The organism is Cupriavidus taiwanensis (assembly GCF_900249755.1).
GTDB lineage: Bacteria > Pseudomonadota > Gammaproteobacteria > Burkholderiales > Burkholderiaceae > Cupriavidus > Cupriavidus taiwanensis_D.
In genome coordinates, this window is record NZ_LT976853.1 from 21,130 (window position 1) to 37,777 (window position 16,648).

The following is a 16,648-nucleotide window of genomic DNA, read 5'->3' on the forward strand; positions in this document are numbered from 1 at the left end:
CGCAACATGAACCCATTGAAAGATTCCGCCCGCGCCCAGTCGCCCGCCGCCCGCCGCGGCGGCGCCGCCCCGCTGCGCACGCGCCTGGCGCGCCTGCGCCCCTCGGTGCCGCAGGCGTGGCGGGAACGCTTCGACGCCTTCTGGTCGGCACGCAACCCGCGCGAACAGGCCATCCTGGGCGGCGGCGGCGCGGTGCTGGCGCTGGTGCTCGGCTACCTGCTGCTGTGGGAGCCGGCCGCCGACGGCCGCGAGCGCGCCGCGCGCAACCTGCCGCAGCTGCGCGCCGACCTGGCCGAGATGGAATCGCTGGCGCAGGAAGCCCGCGGCCTGAAGGCGACGCCGGCGCCGTCGCTGCGCGGCGATGCGCTGACCGAGGCGCTGCAGGAAAGCCTGGGCCAGTACGGCCTGAAAGCCACCCGGCTGGCGGCCGCCGCCGACAACAGCGTGCAGGTGCAGCTCGACAAGGTCCCGTTCGGGGCGGTCAGCACCTGGCTGCAGGACGTGCGCCAGCAGCAGCGCATGAAGGTGATCGACGCGCGCGTCGTCTACGTCGGCGCCACGGCGCTGGTGAACGTTACCGCGACCCTGCAGGGTCCGGGCGGCCGCAGCTGATGGTGCGGCTGGAAACCCTGCGCCTGCCGCGCCGCGCGCTGCGCCAGCCCGCCGCCGCGCGGCGCCTGCGCTGGCTTGCGCTGGGCCTGGCGACGGCCGCGCTGACCACCGTGGCGATGCTGCCGGCGGCATGGATTGCCGCGCGCGTCGCCACGCAGACGCAGGGCCGCGTCTTGCTGGCCGATGCCAGCGGCTCGCTGTGGCGCGGCAGCGCCACGCTGGCGCTGTCGGCCGGCGCGGGCAGCCAGACCGCGACCGTGCTGCCCGGCCGGCTGGAATGGACGCTGGCGTTCTGGCCGCTGCTGACCGGCCGCGCGCGGCTGGTGCTGACGCACTCCGAGGCCATGGCCGCGCCGGTCGCCGTGACCGCGACGCCGGGCGGCTGGACCGCGCAGTCGGGCGCGATACGCCTGCCCGCGTCGCTGCTCGAGGGCGTCGGCGCACCCTTCAACACGCTGCGCCCGGACGGCCTGATGCGGGTGGACTGGTCCACGCTGCAGGGCCGCTTCTCCGGCCAGGGCATGACCGGCCATATGACGCTGCGCATAGAGCAGGTCTCGGCCGCGGTCAGCCGGCTGCGCCCGCTGGGCAGCTACCGCGCCGAGATCGACTGGACCGGCGCAGGCGGCGGCAAGCTGCAGTTGAGCACCATCGATGGGCCGCTGCACCTGGAAGGCAGCGGCACGCTCGGGCGCCAGGCGCGCTTCGAGGGAACCGCGCATGCCGAACCGGAGGCCGCGACGCAGCTGACCAGCCTGCTGAGCCTGCTGGGACGACGAGACAACAATGTGACTAGGCTGCGTTTCTGACGCCACGCAGAGCGCACAGCCCACGGAAATGACTATGACAACCCACGCCAACCGACCTGTTTTCAAGACCGCCTGCGCCCGCGCCGTGGCATTGCTCTGCGGGCTCTCCCTGCTGGCGCCCGCGCCGCTGTGGGCCCAGCCCGGGGCGCCGGCTTCGCGTCCCCAGGGAAGCCAGGGCACCCCGCCGGCGCCGCCCGACGTGACCCCCGCCAACCGCGACCAGGTGGTGCTGAACTTCGTCAACGCCGACCTCGACTCCGTGATCAAGGCGGTCGGCCAGGCCACCGGCAAGAACTTCGTCATCGACCCGCGCGTGAAGGGCACCGTCAACCTCGTCACCGAGCAGCCGGTCTCGCGCGCGCAGGCGCTGCAGACGCTGGGCTCGGTGCTGCGCATGCAGGGCTATGCCATGGTCGAGAGCAACGGCTTCACCAAGGTCGTGCCCGAGGCCGACGCCAAGCTGCAGGGCTCGCCCACCGTGATCGGCGGCAGCCCCAGCCGCGGCGACCAGGTGGTGACCCAGGTGTTCCGGCTGAACTACGAGTCGGCCAACAACCTGGTGCCGGTGCTGCGGCCGATGATCGCGCCCAACAACACCATCACCGCCTATCCGGCCAACAACACCCTGGTCATCACCGACTACGCCGACAACCTGCGCCGCATCGCCCGCATCATCGCCGCGGTCGACGCGCCGGCCTCGGGCGAGGTCGAGCTGGTGCCGCTCAAGCATGCGCTGGCCAGCGACACCGCGGCGGTGCTGCAGCGGCTGCTCGATCCCGCCGCGGCAGGCGCTGCCGGCGGCGGCGGCGCCACGGCCGTCGACGCCAGCCTGCGCACCTCGGTGGTGGCCGAGCCGCGCAGCAATTCGCTGATGATCCGCGCCACCAGCCGCGCGCGCCTGCAGCAGGCGCGCCAGCTGATCGAGAAGCTCGACCAGCCCTACGCGCGTCCCGGCAACATCTGGGTAGTGCCGCTGAAGAACGCCGATGCGATCAAGCTGGCCGCCACGCTGCGCGCCATCGTCGCCGCCGACAGCAGCTTCGCCACCACCACCCAGCCCGGCGGGCAGGCGGGCGGCATCGGCGGCGCGGCGGGCATGACCAATGTCTCGACGCCGACCGGCGGCCAGTTCACCGGCGGCGCCACCACCACCCAGACCGGCATGCGCAGCGGCACCGGCAGCGGCGCCGGGGGCGGCAGCGGCGGCGCCTATGGCAACTCGGCCTTCGCCGCATCGTTCGGCACCACCACGCAGCCGACCACGGGCGGCATCATCCAGGCGGACCCGTCCACCAACTCGCTGATCATCACCGCCAGCGAACCGGTCTACCGCAACCTGCGCGGCGTGATCGACGACCTCGACGCGCGCCGCGCGCAGGTCTATATCGAATCGATGATCGTCGAGGTGACCGCCACCCAGGCGAGCGAGCTGGGCATCCAGTGGCAGGGCCTGATCAGTTCGCCCGGCGGCAACAACAACGTCTTTGCCGGCACCAACTTCGGCACCGGCGGGCAGAACATCCTGAACCTGACGCTGGCCGGGGCGCTGGCCGACAGCAACCGCACCGCCGGCATCGCCGCGGCGCAGGGGCTGGTGCAGGACATCGGCGGCCTGAACCTGGGCATCGTCAACCGGGCCATGGGGCTGGGCGCGCTGTTGCGCGCGCTCGGCACCAACGGCAGCGTCAACCTGCTGTCGACGCCGAACCTGATCACGCTGGAGAACGAGGAAGCCAAGATCCTGATCGGCCAGAACATCCCGATCACCACCGGCTCCTATGCCCAGACCGGCGGCGCGGCCTCGGTCACGCCGTTCCAGACCTTCGACCGCAAGGACGTCGGCATCACGCTGCGGGTCAAGCCGCAGATCACCGACGGCGGGCTGGTGAAGATGCAGATCTTCCAGGAATCGTCGAACGTGGTGCAGGCCACCGCCAACCTGATCCAGGGCCCGACCACCAACGTGCGCTCGATCGAGACCAACGTGCTGGTCGACGACGGCCAGATCATCGTGCTGGGAGGCCTGATCGAGGACAACTATGGCGACGGCGTGCAGAAGGTGCCGCTGCTGGGCGACATCCCGCTGATCGGCGGCCTGTTCCGCTACGAGAACAAGAACCGCTCGAAGACCAACCTGCTGGTGTTCCTGCGGCCCTATGTGATGCGCACGACCGGCGCCACCGACCGCCTCACCGCGGACCGCTACGACTATATGCGCGCGCAGCAGCAGGGCTTCGTATCGCCTAACATCATGGTGCGGGACACCAACACGCCGATGCTGCCGCCGGCCGACGCCCCGACCACGCCGTTCGTCAACCCGCGCAACAACGGCTCGGTGCCCGGCCCGCTGCCGCTGCCGCAGACGCTGCCCCCGGGCTCGTCGCAACCCGGCGTGCCGGGTCAGACGCAGCCGCTGCCGGAAGGTGCGCAACTGGTGCCGCAGCCGGTCCCGCAACCTGCGCCCCAACCCGCGCCGCAGGCGCCGGTCAGCGCCCCGCAGCCGCTCAACCAGCGCGGCGAATCCGCGCTCCCGTACTGAGGCCCGTCATGGCCAGCGAAGTCCAAACCGCCCTTCCTCCCGGCATCGCCGGCACCGCCGGCACCGCTGGCACCGCTGGCATCAACCCGCCGCCGCCGCCGGCCGAACTCGAGCCCCCCTCGCCGATGGCGGCGCGGCTGGTCTCCTACGGCTTCGCGCGCGAGGCCCCGCTGCTGATCGCGCACCAGCGCCCCGACGGGCTGGAGGTGTGGGTCAGCCGCGCCACCTCGCCCACCGCGCTGGCCGAAGTGGCGCGCGTGCACGGCGCGCTGCGCCTGCGCGTGCTGGAGCCCGAGGCGCTGGAGCATGCCATGTCCGACGCCTACCACCGCCAGGACGGCAGCGCCGCGCAGGTGGTGGGCGAGGTCGAGGGCGAGGTCGACCTGTCGCGCCTGATGCAGGACATTCCCGCGGTGGAAGACCTGCTCGAATCCGAAGACGATGCACCGATCATCCGCATGATCAACGCGCTGCTGACGCAGGCCGCGCGCGAAGGCGCCTCGGATATCCATATCGAGCCGTTCGAATCGTCGTCGGTGGTGCGCTTCCGCGTCGACGGCACGCTGCGCGACGTGGTGCGGCCCAAGAAGGCGCTGCACGGCGCGCTGATCTCGCGCATCAAGATCATGGCGCAGCTCGACATTGCCGAAAAACGCCTGCCGCAGGACGGCCGCATCACGCTGCGCGTGGGCGGGCGGCCGGTCGACGTACGCGTGTCGACGCTGCCCACCGGCCACGGCGAGCGCGCGGTGCTGCGCCTGCTCGACAAGGAAGCCGGCCGGCTCGACCTGGCCAAGCTGGGCATGGCGCCCGGCACGCTGCGCGGCTTCGACCACCTGATCCGCCAGCCGCACGGCATCGTGCTGGTGACCGGCCCCACCGGCTCGGGCAAGACCACCACGCTGTATGCCGCGCTGTCGCGGCTGGATGCGCGCACCACCAACATCATGACGGTGGAAGACCCGGTCGAGTACGACCTCGAGGGGATCGGCCAGACCCAGGTCAACCCGCGCATCGACATGACCTTCGGCAAGGCCCTGCGCGCGATCCTGCGCCAGGACCCGGACGTCGTCATGATCGGCGAGATCCGCGACCTGGAGACCGCGCAGATCGCGGTGCAGGCGTCGCTGACCGGCCACCTGGTGCTGGCCACGCTGCACACCAACGACTCGGCTTCGGCGGTGACGCGGCTGGTCGACATGGGCATCGAGCCTTTCCTGCTGTCGTCGTCGCTGCTGGGGGTGCTGGCGCAGCGGCTGGTACGGCGCCTGTGCCCGCACTGCAAGCGCGAGGAAGTGATCGAGGTCACGCCCGCCGAGGCCGAAGTGCTGCACGCGCAGGGCAAGCCGCTGCAGACCCTCTGGCATCCGGTCGGCTGCGACAAGTGCGGCCAGTCGGGCTACCAGGGACGCATGGGGGTCTACGAGCTGCTGACGGTCGACGACGAGATCCGCACCATGATCCACCGCCAGGCGCCGGAATCGGAGATCAAGCAGGTGGCGCTGGCGCACGGCATGCACACCATGCGCGGCGACGCCCAGCGCTGGATCGACAGCGGCGCGACCTCGCTCGAGGAAGTGCTGCGCGTCACGCGCGACTGACGCGGAGCCGCCCGGATGCCAGCTTTCCGCTATGAAGCCGCCGACGCCGCCGGCAAGACCGACCGCGGCGTGATCGAGGCCGACAGCGCACGCCAGGCCCGCCATCAATTGCGCGCGCGCGGGCTGACGCCGCTGACCGTCGATGCTCTCGCCGGCGCCGGCCTGGCGCCGCGCCGCGGCAGCCAGCTGCTCGCGCGCAAGCTGTCGACGCAGGAGCAGGCGCTGTTCACGCGCCAGCTGGCCAGCCTGGTGGTGGCCGGCCTGCCGCTGGACGAAGCGCTGGGCGCGCTGGCCGACCAGGCCGAGCGCCCCTATGTCCATGAGCTGCTGGCCGGCATCCGCGCCGAAGTGATGGGCGGCAGCGCGCTGTCGGTGGCGCTGGCGCAGCATCCGCGCGATTTTCCGGACATCTACCGCGCGCTGGTTTCCGCCGGCGAGCATTCGGGCCACCTGGGCGTGGTGCTGGAGCGGCTGGCCGGCTATATCGAGTCACGCAACACGCTGACCTCCAAGATCCGGCTGGCCTTCACCTATCCGGCCATCGTCACGGTGGTGGCGTTCGCGATCGTGATCTTCCTGCTGTCGTACGTGGTGCCGCAGGTGGTGAGCGTGTTCGCCAACACCAAGCAGAAGCTGCCCACGCTGACCATCATCATGCTGTGGCTGTCGGATTTCGTGCGCAACTGGTGGTGGGCCGCGCTGGCGGTGATCGCGGTGGCGGCGTTCAGCATCCGCCGGCTGCTGCGCCAGCCCGCGGTGCGGCTCGAATGGCACCGCTGGCTGCTGACCGCGCCGCTGCTGGGCAAGCTGGTGCGCGGCTACAACACCGCGCGCTTTGCCGGCACGCTGGCGATCCTGGTGTCAGCGGGCGTGCCGATCCTGCGCAGCCTGCAGGCCGCCGGCGAGACCCTGACCAACGAGGCGCTGCGCGCCAACGTGGAAGACGCCAACACCCGCGTGCGCGAAGGCGCCTCGCTGGCGCGCGCGCTGGCGGCGCAGAACCAGTTCCCGCCGGTGCTGGTGCACCTGATCCGCTCCGGCGAAGCCACCGGCAACCTGCCGATCATGCTGGAGCGCGCCGCGCAAGGCGAAGCGCAGGAACTGGAACGGCGCACGCTGTTCCTGACCAGCCTGCTGGAGCCGCTGCTGATCCTGACCATGGGCGTGGTGGTGCTGCTGATCGTGCTGGCGGTGCTGATGCCGATTATCGAGATCAATCAGTTGGTGCGGTAGGGCTGCGCGCTGATGGCGCTTGCATGGGCTGATGACCCTGGTGGCGGGCTCCCCTACCCAGGAACCTTCGCTAAGCCTTTGATCTTGTTGGTGCCACCAAAAAATCAAAGACCACCGTCATTCCCGCGAAAGCGGGAATCCAGCGACTTTGAGAAGCGCTTGCGCTTCAAAGACACTGGGTCCCCGCCTATGCGGGGACGACGTGTCGGTGACTGGGAGCAAGCCGGCATGGCCAGCGTGCGGGCTACTCTCTCCCGCAAGCGGAGAAAACCGGCGGCCGGCTTTACTCCGCTTTCTTGCTCGCCCGCTTGCGCGTCTTGCGCGCCGGCGCCGGTGCGGCTTCTGCTTCAACAGCGGCCGGTTGCGGTTGCGCCTCCGCCTCCACCGTCGCCGTCAGCACAGTGGTGCCCGGCGCCGCGAACACCGACTGGTCGATCGGCCACGGCGTTTCGCTGAGCGTCACTTCCGGCCGGCGCGCCGCGCGCTTGCGCGCGCCGGTGCCTGACTTCGGTTGCGGGTCCGGCTGCGGCGCTGCTTCGAGCGGCGGCACTGGCTGCGGCTCGGGCTCGGCCTGCACCGCATCGGCGGCGACAAAGGGCGGCTCGGCTTGCGCCGGGACTTCGGCTTCGGGGTCGTCCGACTCCGGCGTGGGCAGCGGCTCGACGCCGCGGGCGGGTTCCGGCGCTTGTGCCGACGCTTGTGCCGGCGCCTCGGCCGGCGCGGGTGCGGGGGTGGGCTGGCGCCGTGCCGGCTCGGCATGCTGGGCCGGCGGCTGCGGCGCACGCTGCTGCGGCTCGCCGCCCTTGGCGCGCTTCTTCAGCCGCACCCAGATGGTCTTGTTGTTGCCGCCGTTGCGCGTCTCCACTTCGAACAGGCCGGTGGCCAGCACCAGTTCCGACAGCTTGCCGTAGCCGTAGTTGCGCGAGTCGAATTCGGGCGCCTGCTTGGCGATGTGGTTGCCCATGCTGCCCAGCGTCAGCCAGCCGTCTTCGTCCGAGACCGCCTGCGCGGTGTTCTGCAGCAGCCGCACCAGGCGCGAGTCCTGGCGCAGCTCGCCGGTGCTGCGCTTGCGCGTGGGCGCGGCCGCGCCGTCGGCCCCGTCGGCACCTTCGGTGTCGACCTCTGCGCGCAGCACGTCGGAATAGATGAACTTGTCGCACGCGGTGACGAACGGCTTGGGCGTCTTGCGCTCGCCAAAGCCGTACACCGTCAGGCCCTGCTCGCGGATGCGCGAGGCCAGGCGGGTGAAGTCGCTGTCGCTGGAGACGATGCAGAAGCCATCGAAGCGCCCGGTGTAGAGCAGGTCCATGGCGTCGATGATCATGGCGCTGTCGGTCGCGTTCTTGCCGACGGTGTAGCGGAACTGCTGGATCGGCTGGATCGAGTGCGACAGCAGCCGTTCCTTCCAGCCTGCCAGGTTGGGCCGGGTCCAGTCGCCATAGATGCGCTTGACGGCGGCCACGCCGTACTTGGCGACCTCGGCCAGCAGGCCTTCGACGATGGCGGGCGCCGCGTTGTCGGCGTCGATCAGCACGGCCAGGGTTGCGGTGCCCTGGCGGGGGGAAATGGTCATGTTCGGATATTCGCTGGCAAGCCGCGCCTGAGCGCGGGCGGTCAAGAGATCGGGTTGCACCATGATGGCAACGCAGATATGACGCTTGAGAGACCGCCCGGCAACGGCACGGGTGGTCTCGGTGCAACGCAGTGTACACGCCAAGTCCTGTCCATACGGGAAATTACCGGCGTAACGGGCACGCTTCGTGCTGCATTGCAAGGTACCGCCGATTTTGTGGCGGTGCTACCATGCCGCGCAGAGACACAGCCACCCACAGCCTTCACAAGAGGCGACGCGGCGGTTGCCCACAACTGTAGGTGTCGGTGATCCCGACAGCACGCCCATAGAGGAGCACGCATGAATGCCCCCCTGACCTCTCCGGTCAGCGACGCCATCCGCCAGGCGCTCGCCAACGTTTCCCTCGAAGACAAATACACGCTCGAACGCGGCCGCATCTATATCAGCGGCACCCAGGCGCTGGTGCGCCTGCCGATGCTGCAGCAGGAGCGCGACCATGCCGCCGGGCTGAATACCGCCGGCTTTATCTCCGGCTACCGCGGCTCGCCGCTGGGCGCGCTGGACCAGTCGCTGTGGAAGGCCAAGAAGCACCTGGCCGCGCACAACATCGTGTTCCAGGCCGGCCTGAACGAAGACCTGGCCGCGACCTCGGTGTGGGGCTCGCAGCAGGTCAACATGTACCCCGATGCGAAGTTCGACGGGGTCTTCGGCATGTGGTACGGCAAGGGGCCGGGCGTGGACCGCACCGGCGATGTGTTCAAGCACGCCAATTCGGCCGGCTCTTCGAAGCACGGCGGCGTGCTGGTGCTGGCCGGCGACGACCACTCGGCAAAATCGTCCACGCTGGCGCACCAGTCCGAGCACATCTTCAAGGCCTGCGGCCTGCCGGTGCTGTATCCGTCGAACGTGCAGGAGTACCTGGACTACGGCCTGCACGGCTGGGCCATGAGCCGCTATTCCGGGCTATGGGTGGCGATGAAGTGCGTCACCGACGTGGTCGAATCGTCGGCCTCGGTCGAGCTGGACCCGCACCGCGTGCAGATCGCGCTGCCGGGCGACTTCATCATGCCGCCGGGCGGCCTCAATATCCGCTGGCCCGATCCGCCGCTGGAGCAGGAAGCGCGGCTGCTCGACTACAAGTGGTACGCCGGGCTGGCCTATGTGCGCGCCAACAAGCTGGACCGCATCGAGATCGATTCGCCGCACGCGCGCTTCGGCATCATGACCGGCGGCAAGGCCTACCTGGACACGCGCCAGGCGCTGGCCGACCTGGGCCTGGACGACGCCACCTGCGCGCAGATCGGCATCCGGCTGTACAAGGTGGGCTGCGTGTGGCCGCTGGAAGCGCATGGCGCGCGCGCCTTTGCCGAGGGCCTGCAGGAAATCCTGGTGGTCGAAGAAAAGCGCCAGATCATGGAGTACGCGCTCAAGGAAGAGCTGTACAACTGGCGCGACGACGTCCGCCCCAAGGTCTACGGCAAGTTCGATGAAAAGGACAACGCCGGCGGCGAATGGTCGATCCCGCAAAGCAACTGGCTGCTGCCGGCGCACTATGAGCTGTCGCCGGCGATCATCGCCAAGGCCATCGCCACGCGGCTGGACAAGTTCGAGCTGCCCATGGACGTGCGCGCGCGCATCACCGCGCGGCTGGCCATCATCGAGGCCAAGGAAAAGGCGCTGGCCACGCCGCGCGTTGTGGGCCAGGGGAAGGGCCAGGCGAAGGCCGAGCGCAAGCCGTGGTTCTGCTCGGGCTGCCCGCACAACACCTCGACCAATGTGCCCGAGGGCTCGCGCGCGCTGGCCGGCATCGGCTGCCACTACATGACGGTGTGGATGGACCGCAGCACCAGCACCTTCAGCCAGATGGGCGGCGAAGGCGTGGCGTGGATCGGCCAGGCGCCGTTTGCCGGCGACCAGCATGTGTTCGCCAACCTGGGCGACGGCACCTACTTCCATTCCGGGCTGCTGGCGATCCGCGCGTCGATCGCCGCGGGCGTCAATATCACCTACAAGATCCTCTACAACGACGCGGTGGCGATGACCGGCGGCCAGCCGGTCGACGGCCAGCTGTCGGTGCAGGACATCGCCTGGCAGGTGCACAGCGAGGGCGCGAAGCAGATCGTCATCGTCAGCGACCAGCCCGAGAAATACAACGCGGCGATCAAGCTGCCGGCAGGCATCGACATTCACCATCGCGACCAGCTCGACCGCGTGCAGCGCGAATTGCGCGAGGTGCCGGGCTGCACCATCCTGATCTACGACCAGACCTGCGCCACCGAGAAGCGCCGCCGCCGCAAGCGCGGCACGATGGAAGACCCGCCGCGCCGCGCCTTTATCAACGACGCGGTGTGCGAAGGCTGCGGCGACTGCTCGGTCAAGTCCAACTGCCTGTCGGTGGAACCGCTGGAAACCGATCTCGGTACCAAGCGGCAGATCAACCAGTCGTCGTGCAACAAGGACTTCTCGTGCGTGAACGGCTTCTGCCCCAGCTTTGTCACGGCCGAAGGCGCGCAGGTGCGCAAGCCCGAGCAGCACGGCGTGTCGATGGACAGCCTGCCGCCGCTGCCTGAGCCGCAACTGCCGGCGATCCGCCGCGCCTACGGCATCCTCGTGACCGGCGTCGGCGGCACCGGCGTGGTGACCATCGGCGGCCTGCTGGGCATGGCCGCGCATCTGGAGAACAAGGGCGTCACCGTGCTCGACATGGCCGGCCTGGCGCAGAAAGGCGGCGCGGTGCTGTCGCACGTGCAGCTGGCCGCGCGCCCCGACGACCTGCATGCCACCCGCATCGCCATGGGCGAGGCCGACCTGGTGATCGGCTGCGACGCCATCGTGTCGGCCACCGACGAGGTCATCTCCAAGACCCAGGCCGGCCGCACCCGCGCCGTGGTCAACACCGCGCAAACCCCGACCGCCGACTTCATCAAGAACCCGAAGTGGCAGTTCCCGGGCCTGTCGGCCGAGCAGGACGTGCGCAGTGCGGTGGGCGAGAAGTGCGACTTCATCAATGCCTCGGGCCTGGCCGTGGCGCTGCTGGGCGATGCCATCTACACCAACCCGCTGGTGCTGGGCTACGCCTGGCAGAAGGGCTGGATCCCGCTGACGCTGCAGGCGCTGGAGCGTGCCATCGAGCTGAACGGGGTGGCGGTCGAGAAGAACAAGGCCGCGTTCGACTGGGGCCGCCATATGGCGCACGACCCGGAGCACGTGCTGTCGCTGACCGGCAAGCTGAAGCGCACCGCCGAAGGCGCGGAAGTCGTGAAGCTGCCGGCCTCGAGCGGCGCGATGCTTGAAAAGCTGGTCGCCCGGCGCATGGAACACCTGACCGCCTACCAGGATGCCGCGTACGCGCGCACCTATCGCGAAGCCATCGACCGCGTGCGCGCGGCCGAGAGCGCGCTGGTGGGCAGCGGCAAGGCGCTGCCGCTGACCGAGGCGGCGGCGCGCAACCTGGCCAAGCTGATGGCGTACAAGGACGAGTACGAAGTGGCGCGGCTCTACACCGATCCTGTGTTCCTCGACAAGCTGCGTGCGCAGTTCGAAGGCGAGCCGGGCAAGGACTACCAGCTCAACTTCTGGCTGGCACCGCCGCTGACCTCGAAGCGCGACGACAAGGGCCACCTGGTCAAGCGCAAGTTCGGCCCGTCGACGATGAAGCTGTTCCGCGTGCTGGCGAAAATGAAGGGACTGCGCGGCGGCCTCTTCGACATCTTCGGCAAGACCGAAGAGCGCCGCACCGAGCGCGCGCTGATCGGCGAGTACCGTGCCTTGCTCGATGAGTTGGTGGCGGGCCTGAATGCCGCCAACCACGACACCGCGGTGGCGCTGGCCGACCTGCCCGACGATATCCGCGGCTTCGGGCATGTGAAGGAAAACAACCTGAAGGCGGTGCGTGCGCGGTGGGCGAAGCTGCTGGAGCAGTTCCGGCATCCGGAGTCGGCGCAGCGCGCGGCCTGAGGCGCGCTTCTTCCTCCCCTCTCCCGCTCGCGGGAGAGGGGCCGGGGGAGAGGGCCGGCGTTTCTCGATGCGTGGTGCCTTGCCAAACCACCCCTCACCCTGCCCTCTCCCCATGAGGGGAGAGGGGAACACCGCCGGTTTGCGTCAGTCGACGACTTACGCCTGCGCCAGCGTCGTTTCCCCCGGCTTCACGTACATCGAATGCTTCGGTTGCGACAGCACGCGGCGCACCATCGGCTCGAAGAACGACAGCGGCAGCGTGTCGTAGTCCGTCATGAACGCCGCCGCATCGTACTTGCGGCAGAACTCGGCGGTACGCTCGAACAGCTCGGGCTGAGCGCGGTACTGCTCGCGCAGGTTGCGATCGAGTCCGAGATGATGGAAGAAGTAGTAGCCCTGGAACACGCCGTGCTTTTCCACCATCCACAGGTTCTCGGGGCTGACGAAGGGCTTCAGGATCGCGGCGGCGATATCGGGATGGTTGAAGCTGCCGAGCGTATCGCCGATATCGTGCAGCAGCGCGCAGACCACGTATTCCTCGTCCTGGCCGTCGCGGTGCGCCAGGGTCGCGGTCTGTAGCGAATGCGTGAGGCGGTCCACGGGGAAGCCGCCGCAGTCGCCGTCGAGCAGGCGCAGGTGCGCCAGCACGCGGTCCGGCAGCGCGCGGGCGTACGGCATGAACTCGGCCGAGATGGCGGCCCAGTCTTCGCGGGTGCCTTGTTCCATATGGCTGAAGGTGGCGCGTGCAGGCGCGTGGGTGTCGCTCATGCGGGTCTCCTGTTGTGGGTGTGCGGGGTCGTGCGTGGACATGCCGCCATCGTCTTGCAACGACTTGCGGGCATTGTGGCACCCGCGGCCGGACTACACTGTCAAAAACCGAACAATGTGCCGCCATATTGCGGCGCAGCAGCTTTGATGTGATTTGGTTCGAACGGACTTCATTTCAAGGAGACGACATGACCTTCAACGGAAGCTGCCATTGCGGCAATATCGCCTTCGAAGTCGAGGCCGACAGCATCCCCAGCGTGATCCGCTGCAACTGCTCGATCTGCCGCCGGCGCGGCCACCTGCTGCGGTTCGTGCCGCGCGCCACGTTCAAGCTGGAAACGCCCGAGAGCAACGCCTCCACCTACCGCTTCAACACCATGAAGATCGCGCACCGCTTCTGCCCGGTGTGCGGCTGCGGCCCGTACGCCGATGGCCAGGACAAGGACGGCAAGCCGATGGCCGCGGTCAATGTGCGCTGCCTGGACAATGTCGACCTCGACAGCCTGAAGGTGATCGACTATGACGGATTGCACCACTGACCCCATGTTCCGCATCCTCGGCATCGACCACCTGGTCTTGCGCAGCGCCGATGTGGCCGCGCTGCGGCGCTTCTATGTCGACGTGCTCGGCTGCAGCGTCGAGCGCGAGCAGACCGAACTGGGCCTGACCCAGCTGCGCGCGGGCGGCGGCCTGATCGACCTGGTTTCGCTCGATGGCCCGCTGGGCCGCGCGGGCGGCGCCGGGCCGGGCGACGAGGGCCGCAACCTCGATCATTTCTGCCTGCGCATCGACCCGTTCGACGCCGACGCGCTGCGCGCGCAGCTGGCGCGGCATGGGGTCGACGCGGGCGAAGTGGCGCAGCGCTTCGGCGCCGAAGGCAAGGGCCCCTCGCTGTATGTGCAGGACCCCGACGGCAATGTGGTCGAGCTGAAAGGACCGCCCACGCCGGTGACCGCACAGTAACGCGCGTGGCGGCCGGCACACCGCGAGCAGCCGGCGCGCAGCATCGCTACAATTTCCGACTGGCCCAGGCGCGCCGCTCCCATGGCGGCCATCCCCCGCCGGGCCCGCCATGACCACACTAGAAGCCAGCCCCGGGGCGGACGCCGACACCCGCCATCCTGCCAGCCCGGCCCGCACCGGGCCCGCGCAGCCCGCCACGCCGCCGCGCCGGCTGGTGTGGATCCTCGGCCTGACCGAGACCATTTCCTGGGGCACGCTGTTCTTCGCCTTCACCGTCTTCATCGACCCCATGATCCGCAGCCTGGGCTGGTCCAAGCCGTTCCTGGCGGGCGGCTATTCGCTGGGGCTGCTGGTGTGGGCGCTGTGCTCGTTCGCGGTCGGGCGGCTGCTGGACCGCGCGCCGGCGCGCAAGGTGATGGGCGCGGGCTCGGTGCTGGCCGGGCTGGGCCTGCTGCTGTGGGCGTGGACGCCGTCGCAGGCGGTGTTCCTGCTGATGTGGGTGCCGCTCGGGCTGGCGATGGCGACCACGCTGTACGAGCCCGCTTTCGTGGTGCTGCGCCAGGCCTATGGCGACCAGTACCAGAAGCCGATCGTCGTAGTCACGCTGATGGCCGGCTTCGCCAGCACGATCTTCGTGCCACTGGCGCAATGGCTGGTGCTGCATACTGGCTGGCGCCCGACCCTGGTCGGCTTTGCCCTGCTGAATCTGCTGGTCTGCGCGCCGCTGCACGCGCGCATGCGCTACGCCCTGCATCCGTCTTACTCCGGTACGGGCACCGGCACCGGCCCCGCCGGCAGCCGCGACATTGCCCGCGCCACGCTGCGCCAGCCGGTGTTCTGGGCGGTGGTGCTGGCCTTTACCGCGACCGCGGTGGTGGCATCGCTGCTGGGCGCGCACCTGATCCCGATGCTGACCGAGAAAGGCATGCCGGTGGCGCAGCAGCTGGCGGTCGCGGCGCTGATCGGCCCGGCCCAGGTGGCGGGCCGCATGCTGATGATGCGCGCGGGCGTGCGCCACCCGGTGCGGCTGTCGCTGCCGGTCTATGCGCTGATGAGCGCCGGGCTGCTGTGCTTTGCGCTGGGGCATGGCGCATGGCTGATGGTGGCGGCCGTGCTGTACGGCTGCGCCAACGGCGTCAACACCATGCTGCGCGCGATGGCGATGCCGGAGCTGATCTCGCGCCACCACTACGCCACGCTCAACGGGCTGATGATGACCCCGGTGCTGCTGATGCAGGCGGCGGCCCCGTGGCTGGGCGCGCTGCTCTGGCGCGCGGCCGGGGGCTACTGGCTGATGCTGTGGGTCATGCTGGCGCTGGCGCTGGCCGCGCTGGCGGCCTTCGGCTACGCGCTGCACCGGCGCGGGTTGCTGCGCGTGGACGCGTCCCGCCCATGAACGGCTCGCCTGCGCCCGCCGCCGCGCTGCCCGCGGGCCGGGTCGCGCGCGCCACGCGCGGCACCATGGCGCTGTTCTTCGTCAACGGCGCCACCTTTGCCACCTGGGGCGTGCATATCCCGACCATCAAGGCGCGCTTCGGCCTGTCCGACGCGATGCTGTCGCTGGCGATGCTGGCGGTGGCCGGCGGCGCCATCGTGGCGATGGGCCCGGTGGGGCGCTGGGTGGCGCGCGCCGGCAGCGCGCGCGCGTCCGTGGCCGGCGGGCTGCTGTTCGCGCTGGCCACGGTGGCCATCCTGGCGATGCCGTCGTTCTGGCTGCTGTTGCCCGCGCTGCTGGCGTTCGGCATGGCCAATGCGGCGTTCGACGTCGCCATGAACGCGCAGGCCGCCACGGTCGAGGCCAGCCGCACGCGGCCGGTGATGTCGTCGCTGCATGGCATGTTCAGCCTGGGCGGCATGGCGGGCGCGGGCTTTGGCGGCGCGATGCTGGCGCTGGGGGTGGCGCCGGTGGCGCATGCGGCGATGATGGCCGGCGTGACCGCGGCGGTGGCGGTGGCAACGCTGCCGGGGCTGCTGGCCGACCACCCGGTGCTGCCTTCCGCGCCCCACCATCGTGACCACGCGGTGCGCGCGCTGTGGCTGCTGGGGCTGCTGGCCTTTCTCGGGCTGATCGGCGAGGGCGCGATGTACGACTGGACCAGCGTCTATATGCGCGACGTGGCACGCGCGCCCGACGGCTGGGTCAGCCTGGGCTATGCCGCGTTCTCGGGCGGCATGGCATGCGGGCGCTTCGGCGGCGACCGCCTGCGCGCGCGCCTCGGCGACAGCGCCACGCTGACCGGCAGTGCCTGGCTGGGCTTTGCCGGCATCGCGCTGGCGCTGGCAGTGCCGCTGCCGCTGGCCGCGCTGGCGGGCTTTGCGCTGATGGGGCTGGGCGCGGCCAATATGGTGCCGATCTTCTTTGTCGCGGCGTCGCGGCTGCCGGGCGTGGCGCCGGCGGAAGCGATCGCGCGCGTGGCGCGCTTCGCCTACGTCGGGCTGCTGCTGGGCCCGGTGCTGATCGGCGGCGTGGCGCATCTGGCCAGCCTGCGCGCCGGCCTGGCGCTGGTGGCGCTGACCATGGGCTGGATCGCGCTGGCGGGCGCGCGCTCGGCGCGGCGCTACCTGCCGCCGCGCCCGCCGGCGGGCGGTTAAG

Annotated in this window: 12 protein-coding genes; 10 read left to right on the forward strand and 2 right to left on the reverse strand. The window is 70.0% G+C overall.

Translation table 11 applies throughout. The features are described 5' to 3' along the window. The first annotated feature begins 6 nt into the window (after positions 1-6). The 5 genes from CBM2594_RS00130 (at position 7) to gspF (ending at position 6,794) form a co-directional block, all read left to right on the forward strand. On the forward strand, positions 7-612 hold the full coding sequence (locus CBM2594_RS00130) for a type II secretion system protein M (protein WP_116355061.1): 606 nt from the start codon (positions 7-9) through the stop codon (positions 610-612). Further along, a complete protein-coding gene (gene gspN / locus CBM2594_RS00135; protein WP_116355062.1) occupies positions 612-1,421 on the forward strand; it encodes a type II secretion system protein N in 810 nt (269 codons plus the stop codon). The genes CBM2594_RS00130 and gspN overlap by 1 nt, the downstream gene beginning before the upstream one ends. A 34-nt stretch (positions 1,422-1,455) precedes the next feature. Continuing rightward, positions 1,456-3,960 carry a type II secretion system secretin GspD gene (gene gspD, locus CBM2594_RS00140; protein WP_116355063.1) on the forward strand — a complete coding sequence of 835 codons (2,505 nt, stop codon included), beginning with the start codon at positions 1,456-1,458 and terminating at the stop codon, positions 3,958-3,960. 125 nt (positions 3,961-4,085) lie between these two features. Next, positions 4,086-5,561, forward strand: a complete 1,476-nt coding sequence (gene gspE, locus CBM2594_RS00145; RefSeq protein ID WP_116357631.1) for a type II secretion system ATPase GspE — start codon at positions 4,086-4,088, stop codon at positions 5,559-5,561. Positions 5,562-5,576: 15 nt separating this feature from the next. Beyond that, positions 5,577-6,794 (forward strand): type II secretion system inner membrane protein GspF, encoded by a 1,218-nt coding sequence (gene gspF, locus CBM2594_RS00150; protein WP_116355064.1) that lies wholly within the window; start codon positions 5,577-5,579, stop codon positions 6,792-6,794. Positions 6,795-7,077: 283 nt separating this feature from the next. On the opposite strand, the gene CBM2594_RS00155 is transcribed toward gspF, so the two are convergent. Continuing rightward, positions 7,078-8,367 (reverse strand): NYN domain-containing protein, encoded by a 1,290-nt coding sequence (locus CBM2594_RS00155; protein WP_116355065.1) that lies wholly within the window; start codon positions 8,365-8,367, stop codon positions 7,078-7,080. Between the two features lie 339 nt (positions 8,368-8,706). On the opposite strand from CBM2594_RS00155, the gene CBM2594_RS00160 reads away from it, so the two are divergent. After that, positions 8,707-12,324 (forward strand): indolepyruvate ferredoxin oxidoreductase family protein, encoded by a 3,618-nt coding sequence (locus CBM2594_RS00160; protein ID WP_116355066.1) that lies wholly within the window; start codon positions 8,707-8,709, stop codon positions 12,322-12,324. Between the two features lie 156 nt (positions 12,325-12,480). Here the strand turns inward: CBM2594_RS00160 and CBM2594_RS00165 are convergent, their stop codons facing one another. Next, positions 12,481-13,092, reverse strand: a complete 612-nt coding sequence (locus CBM2594_RS00165) for an HD domain-containing protein (RefSeq protein ID WP_116355067.1) — start codon at positions 13,090-13,092, stop codon at positions 12,481-12,483. Positions 13,093-13,280: 188 nt separating this feature from the next. On the opposite strand from CBM2594_RS00165, the gene CBM2594_RS00170 reads away from it, so the two are divergent. The 4 genes from CBM2594_RS00170 to CBM2594_RS00185 all read left to right on the forward strand — a co-directional run bounded on the left by CBM2594_RS00170 (position 13,281) and on the right by CBM2594_RS00185 (position 16,647). Then, the gene (locus CBM2594_RS00170) at positions 13,281-13,631 is read left to right on the forward strand and encodes a GFA family protein (RefSeq protein ID WP_116355068.1); all 351 of its coding nucleotides are present in this window, start codon (positions 13,281-13,283) and stop codon (positions 13,629-13,631) included. A gap of 4 nt (positions 13,632-13,635) precedes the next feature. Continuing rightward, positions 13,636-14,055, forward strand: coding sequence for a VOC family protein (locus CBM2594_RS00175; RefSeq protein WP_116355069.1), 420 nt, complete (start codon positions 13,636-13,638; stop codon positions 14,053-14,055). Positions 14,056-14,164: 109 nt separating this feature from the next. Then, positions 14,165-15,451, forward strand: a complete 1,287-nt coding sequence (locus tag CBM2594_RS00180) for an MFS transporter (RefSeq protein ID WP_198048077.1) — start codon at positions 14,165-14,167, stop codon at positions 15,449-15,451. Further along, positions 15,448-16,647 carry an MFS transporter gene (locus CBM2594_RS00185; protein WP_116355070.1) on the forward strand — a complete coding sequence of 400 codons (1,200 nt, stop codon included), beginning with the start codon at positions 15,448-15,450 and terminating at the stop codon, positions 16,645-16,647. The genes CBM2594_RS00180 and CBM2594_RS00185 overlap by 4 nt, the downstream gene beginning before the upstream one ends. Position 16,648 lies beyond the last annotated feature (1 nt).

What these genes read in the sequence shown, in the direction of transcription:
- CBM2594_RS00130 (WP_116355061.1), top strand. Translation starts at nt 7, where the DNA reads ATGAACCCATTGAAAGATTCCGCCCGCGCCCAGTCGCCCGCCGCCCGC.
- gspN (WP_116355062.1), top strand. Translation starts at nt 612, where the DNA reads ATGGTGCGGCTGGAAACCCTGCGCCTGCCGCGCCGCGCGCTGCGCCAG.
- gspD (WP_116355063.1), top strand. Translation starts at nt 1,456, where the DNA reads ATGACAACCCACGCCAACCGACCTGTTTTCAAGACCGCCTGCGCCCGC.
- gspE (WP_116357631.1), top strand. Translation starts at nt 4,086, where the DNA reads ATGGCGGCGCGGCTGGTCTCCTACGGCTTCGCGCGCGAGGCCCCGCTG.
- gspF (WP_116355064.1), top strand. Translation starts at nt 5,577, where the DNA reads ATGCCAGCTTTCCGCTATGAAGCCGCCGACGCCGCCGGCAAGACCGAC.
- CBM2594_RS00155 (WP_116355065.1), bottom strand. Translation starts at nt 8,367, where the DNA reads ATGACCATTTCCCCCCGCCAGGGCACCGCAACCCTGGCCGTGCTGATC.
- CBM2594_RS00160 (WP_116355066.1), top strand. Translation starts at nt 8,707, where the DNA reads ATGAATGCCCCCCTGACCTCTCCGGTCAGCGACGCCATCCGCCAGGCG.
- CBM2594_RS00165 (WP_116355067.1), bottom strand. Translation starts at nt 13,092, where the DNA reads ATGAGCGACACCCACGCGCCTGCACGCGCCACCTTCAGCCATATGGAA.
- CBM2594_RS00170 (WP_116355068.1), top strand. Translation starts at nt 13,281, where the DNA reads ATGACCTTCAACGGAAGCTGCCATTGCGGCAATATCGCCTTCGAAGTC.
- CBM2594_RS00175 (WP_116355069.1), top strand. Translation starts at nt 13,636, where the DNA reads ATGTTCCGCATCCTCGGCATCGACCACCTGGTCTTGCGCAGCGCCGAT.
- CBM2594_RS00180 (WP_198048077.1), top strand. Translation starts at nt 14,165, where the DNA reads ATGACCACACTAGAAGCCAGCCCCGGGGCGGACGCCGACACCCGCCAT.
- CBM2594_RS00185 (WP_116355070.1), top strand. Translation starts at nt 15,448, where the DNA reads ATGAACGGCTCGCCTGCGCCCGCCGCCGCGCTGCCCGCGGGCCGGGTC.